Source organism: Marinicrinis lubricantis, assembly GCF_042658665.1.
Taxonomy (GTDB): Bacteria; Bacillota; Bacilli; order Paenibacillales; family KCTC-33676; genus Marinicrinis; species Marinicrinis lubricantis.
Genome location: NZ_JBHSQV010000102.1, coordinates 1 through 5,373, shown reverse-complemented (window position 1 = coordinate 5,373; position 5,373 = coordinate 1). Strand labels below are relative to the sequence as shown.

The 5,373-nt window shown below is 42.3% G+C and carries 6 protein-coding genes; 3 read left to right on the top strand and 3 right to left on the bottom strand.

Annotated features, from left to right (window positions below; all coding sequences use genetic code 11):
* Positions 1-197 precede the first annotated feature (197 nt).
* On the bottom strand, positions 198-638 hold the full coding sequence (locus ACFPXP_RS08495; RefSeq protein ID WP_379893800.1) for a cytochrome C oxidase subunit II: 441 nt from the start codon (positions 636-638) through the stop codon (positions 198-200).
* A 317-nt stretch (positions 639-955) separates the two neighbouring features.
* Here ACFPXP_RS08495 and ACFPXP_RS08490 point away from each other — a divergent pair, with 317 nt between their 5' ends.
* The 3 genes from ACFPXP_RS08490 to ACFPXP_RS08480 all read left to right on the top strand — a co-directional run bounded on the left by ACFPXP_RS08490 (position 956) and on the right by ACFPXP_RS08480 (position 3,729).
* A complete protein-coding gene (locus ACFPXP_RS08490; protein WP_379893799.1) occupies positions 956-1,267 on the top strand; it encodes a hypothetical protein in 312 nt (103 codons plus the stop codon).
* Positions 1,268-1,294: 27 nt separating this feature from the next.
* Positions 1,295-1,441, top strand: coding sequence for a hypothetical protein (locus ACFPXP_RS08485; RefSeq protein WP_379893798.1), 147 nt, complete (start codon positions 1,295-1,297; stop codon positions 1,439-1,441).
* Between the two features lie 296 nt (positions 1,442-1,737).
* Complete coding sequence (locus tag ACFPXP_RS08480) at positions 1,738-3,729, top strand: methyl-accepting chemotaxis protein (RefSeq protein ID WP_379893797.1); 1,992 nt, start codon at positions 1,738-1,740, stop codon at positions 3,727-3,729.
* Between the two features lie 58 nt (positions 3,730-3,787).
* Here ACFPXP_RS08480 and ACFPXP_RS08475 read toward each other — a convergent pair whose 3' ends face one another.
* Both ACFPXP_RS08475 and ACFPXP_RS08470 read right to left on the bottom strand, forming a co-directional pair.
* On the bottom strand, positions 3,788-5,002 hold the full coding sequence (locus ACFPXP_RS08475; RefSeq protein ID WP_379893796.1) for a Ger(x)C family spore germination protein: 1,215 nt from the start codon (positions 5,000-5,002) through the stop codon (positions 3,788-3,790).
* Positions 4,999-5,241, bottom strand: coding sequence for a hypothetical protein (locus ACFPXP_RS08470; RefSeq protein ID WP_379893795.1), 243 nt, complete (start codon positions 5,239-5,241; stop codon positions 4,999-5,001). The genes ACFPXP_RS08475 and ACFPXP_RS08470 overlap by 4 nt, the downstream gene beginning before the upstream one ends.
* Positions 5,242-5,373: the final 132 nt, after the last annotated feature.

The window sequence follows — 5,373 nt, the reverse complement described above, 5'->3', positions numbered from 1 at the left end:
GCCTGAACATCTCAATTTTATCGGAATGGTCTTGTTGGTCAAACCCTAGAACCCTCCACCCGCATAGCGGGTGGTTTTCTGTTTCGCGCGTTTCACGCACTCAACTGGCTAAAGCCATAATAAAAAAACACAGCCTGAACATTCATTCAAGCTGTGTTTTTAACCTCATTTTTCATGTACTTGTAAAGTGCAGGAAATTAAGCAGCCGGTTGTTCTTCTGCTTGATCTGCAGGCTGCTCTTCTTGTCCAGCATCACCGGAAGGTTCCGTGACAATGAGTTTGGACACCATTTCCGCATGACCGGTTCCGCACATAACGGAGCAGTGAATATTATAAGTTCCCGGTTCAAAAGTGTATTCTGCGGACTGTCCGTCCTGCAGATTAATGTCCGTACCCTCGATTTCCACCCCATGAATTCCGCCGCCCGGCTTGTTTTTCATCGAGATAATCATTGTTTTACCGGCTTCAATCGTATATTCGGCTTGATCAAACTTAAAGTTTTCCGCTACGATCCGAAGCTCGTTCTCCTTCACTTCTTCTTCTGCCGCTTCTTCCCCGCCATCAATTGCCGTGAGTGAAAAAACTACAGCAAAGACAACAGCAACGAGAAACAATGAGAGCATCACATACTTTTGCATCTTACACAAGACCTCCATGTTCACACGATGTTCATCATTTATTCTACATCATGAGTATTCAATGTTACCATTTTACAAAATCAAAAAGGGAATTTGTTGGGACATCTGTCTTGTAAATTGAACGATTTGTGACAAATTTGTGATTTATACCCCGCATCTATCATTATAGACCAACGGATTGGAATTTCAAACGAAGGCTTGATCAAATTGCTTACGCCCCATGACCAATTCCTTCTTTGTATAAGTGCCCGGCCGATGCGCATTTTATAGGAGAAGAGCCAACTTCAACTGGCGGTATGGAAAGGAGATGCGACACGATGGTGGAACAAGGACAGCATCAAAGCCGCTTACAGCGGGCGGTAGAGCATGCGGAAAGAGCCGTACAGGAAGCAAGAGATACCGAAATTGCGGTACATCAAGCAAAAAAGCAAAGTGACCCTTCCGCTTTAATGAGTGCAAGGCAAAAGCTGACGCAAGCCCAGCTGGGTCTTCAGGATGCGGAAGAGCATCTGCAAGCCGCAGCTCATTCAAGCCAAACCCAACAAATCAAAAGCATGGTGAATAACCTAGAGCAAGCAGAAATGAATTTGGAGGCATTCGATACTTCAAATCCGAAGCAAGTCCGCTAATGTGAGAGCCATCAAGGAGGTTAGGCCATGAATATGAATAAAAACCGAAGCGCGAAAGGATCGAGCCGCCACGCAAATCGGCAATCCATTTCAGAAGAAGTATTGGAAAACTACAAAAAGCATGCATCCCAAAATTCATTGAACCATGAAGCGGACACATTATCTAATAAATAGCCGATATCAGGACTGCAGTATTAACTGCAGTTCTTTTTCATGAATATTACTACATATTGTGACAAGATTCCCCATATGTAATACAATAGGATCTGGGTATTGGTTGCTATTTTTGAAAGAAATTTTGAAACAGATCAAGTTTTGAAGGTACATCACGGATTCAGATTTAATGTGTTTCGAAAGCAAAAAAAGAAAGACCTGGATGGAAAGGAGTGCAAAAGCAATACCAGCATAACTGTCTCCAATACCTATATGACTCATCACAAACCATACATAGAGAAGAAAAGGTGGCTTTAATGCAAAAGAGAGGAAACCTACTGAAACGAATGAATTTCAAATCTTTCAATTTATCCAATTTTTCCCTGAAAATGACATTACGAAAAAAACTGACGATTGCCTTTTATGTTATCTTGTTAATTCCAAGTATTATCATTTGCCTGCTGTCCTTTAATACAGCAAAGAGCAAAGTGGAAGAGCAATTAATCGCCGGTGCAGAGAAAACCGTATCCCTTGTTAACAATGAATTGAATCAGAATATGCTTCCACTGATTAAGGACTTGTACTTATTTTCGAATACATTAAGCGGTCAAGCCGGGTATGACGCCAGAGTAGAACTAGAGCAATATTTTGCCCTGCATCCCGAGCTTGACGGAGCCGTGATGGCGCATGAAGATGGAAGCTTTATCTATACGAGCAATATGACTTTTCCAACCAGTTACGCTCCTAAACAAGATGATTGGTATGCAAGGGCTTTGGCCAATGAATCCAGTGTCTTTATTTCCGAACCTTTCGTTTCTAAGACATCCGGCAAGCTGGTCATGACGCTGTCTGTCACGACCCAAGATAAACAAGGCGTAGTTGGACTATATTTGAACCTTGACGGATTATTTAGAACATTGGATTCCATCAAGTTCGGCAAGACAGGTTATCCATTCATTGTCGATGGACAAGGTAAGTACGTTTACCATCCAAACCATGAGTTTGGTGAGGCGTTTGAACAGTTTGATCAATTTTCAATCGAAGGCCAATTAAAACAAGATGGCGATACCATTGTTTACGTCACCAATATCAATACAAACTGGAAAATTGGCGGCATTATGTTTTCCAAAGATATCGATGAGGAAGCCAGTTCCATCCTGTACATTTCGCTGATTGTTCTTGTTATCGCAATTGTTGCCGGCGGTGTGCTCATCCATTTCATCGTTCGATCCATTACGGCTCCTTTGAGACAATTAGTCAAAGCATCCACCCGCATCAGTCAGGGTGATTTGACAGAGAAAATCGAAGTAAAAACCTCTGATGAAATCGGAGAACTCGGCAGCAGCTTCAATGCCATGACTGAATCCCTGCGTTCCATCATATCGAACGTACAAACCAATACTGAGCATGTTCGTCATTCCGCTCAAGACTTATCACATCATGCGGATCAAACGACTGAATCCATTCATCAGATGAACACGGCCATGAAAGAAGTAGCGAGCGGCTCTTTAACTCAGGTCAAGAGCTCCGAAGACAGCGCAAGAGCGATGGAAGAGCTTGCTTCGGGTATTCAGCGTATTGCTGAATCAACCTCCTTCGTAGCTGATATCTCGGGTCAAGCGACGGATGAGATTAAGTCTGGACATGAATCGATTGCTAGTGTTGTTGATGAGATGAGCGGCTTAAATGAAGCCATGAAGGAAACGAATCAGGTGGTTGCCACATTAGGACAACGCTCCGAGGAAATTGGCAAGATCGTTGATCTCATCCGAGATATCTCTTCTCAGACGAATCTGCTTGCCCTGAATGCTTCAATCGAGGCAGCTCGCGCTGGAGAACACGGCAGGGGTTTTGCGGTTGTAGCTAATGAAGTCAAAAATCTCGCAGAGCAATCCGGCAATTCAGCAAAGCAAATTTCTAATCTAATTTATTTGATTCAGGAAGAAACACAAAACGTGGTACGTTCCATGCAGACTGGAAATAAAAAGCTGCAGAGCAGCACCCAATTAGTTCATCATACCGGAACATTATTTGATAAAGTAAAACAAACCATTGAGCAAGTCGCCGAACAAATTCAGGAAATTTCTGCGGCAACCGAGCAAATGTCAGCAGGTACGGAAGAAGTGACGGCTTCTGTGGAGGAAATGCACAACATCGCCATGGAATCCTCCAAAACAACAAATGCGATATCTGAGCAATCCAATCATCAGCTTGAATTAATGAAAGGCATAGATGAATCTGCAGCTGCTCTTTACCGCATGTCTGAAGAACTTCAGAATCTTGTGAAGCAATTTAAACTGAACGTATAGCATGGATTTACAGCATACATTAACCCGAGCATGTTCAAAAATGCTCGGGTTATTCCATTTATTTGGGACTTAAGCCGACGCGAGTAATTCGAATCTTAGGGTGAACCGTCACGGACAAATTCTTATATATCTCGCGCCATGCATCACCATCATCGATATGGCTGTCCCAATACGACGGTGCAAAGCTACGTACTCTGTCGCCGAAGCCGAATATATCCGAACCTTTTTTCTGCGTTTTTTGGATGAGTGCTTCAAATGACTTTCTAAATTTTTCAATAGCATTTTGCTCGATTTTCATGATATCTTCAGGCTTCTCCAGATCAATTATTTTGCTTGATTTCTCCTTTACAATCCCTTTAACGGTAACATATACATCAAAGTGCGGCTTGCCTCCTCGAAATGACAATTTATAGCGTGATTTACGTTGTGTGGACTGGAACATAATCATCTCTCCGTCTGTATCGGGGACTGGAATGAATGCTGATGATCCGCCTGGATTTTGTTCTGTTAATCCGTTGAAATACGCAACCTCATATGTTCGCAGCACTCCTTGCATCTTATCGTCTCGAAAAAAAGCAATCCCCGAAACTTCAACATTATTCTTATCTTTTACCGTTATGAAGGGCAAAAATCCGTCTCTCCCTTCCTTAGACCGGTCAATCCAAAACTGTCCCATCAAACATTTAGGCATTTTTCCCATCCGCGTTGCCTGCCGAAACGTTTGCGTTAAATATAAAGCGGGGACTCGTTCAAGCTTTGGGGATACACTCATCGTATGGGCAGCATCATTTTCATTTACTGCAAGCCATACGGTACGTCGAATTTCCGGAATCCGTCTTAAATATTCCGTGATATCATCAATCCCTGCTTTGGCAATATTTTGGTTTAAAATAATTATTTGTAGATGTCCAAAAAAAAGTTCATTCGCGATATATTGCTGCAGATTCTGCATCGCATCTTCCATCGTATGTCCAACCGAAGAAACAACCCATACTTTCTCTGAGCTTTTTGCACCACCTCCTCCACTTTCTGGGCCTAAAGGGATTTGACCTGGAATAGCGAGCTGTGCCGTAATTTTAATCATCCGTTTTTTCGAGGATGTAGGAACTGTTTCCTTCGGATGGCTTACAGGAGACTCCTTTTTCATATCCTCTTCGGTTGCGGGATCTATAGCTAAGGCGAGTATTGTACCTCTTTCCTCAATTTCTACCCGATCCCAGCAGCCTGTAACAATAAAAGGGATCATACAGATCCATAGCAGCTTCCTTTTCATGTAAACCCCCCTTTCTTCCGTATGACAGACACGATTAACAAGAACAGAGGGTAAGCGATCGTTAAGAACAGTCCCCATACACCGATCCACTTAACGAATTGAAAGGTCTGCAAGCTGTTTCGAGGAAGCATCGATGTAATAAATAAAATCGCAATAAGCGGAATCGTCATTAGTCGATGACTGCGAAGCCTTAATAATCGGGATCCAAAGCAGCTAATTAACATAAAACCTGACAGCATCGTTGTATTATCCCCTTTAAGTAGACAATGTTAAAAAACCTACAGTACGCTGTAGATAACATTTTACTTAAAGGGGATTTTTCTATGTCGAGAAAAAATAATACGTATTCAAATGAATTGAAATTAGAAATC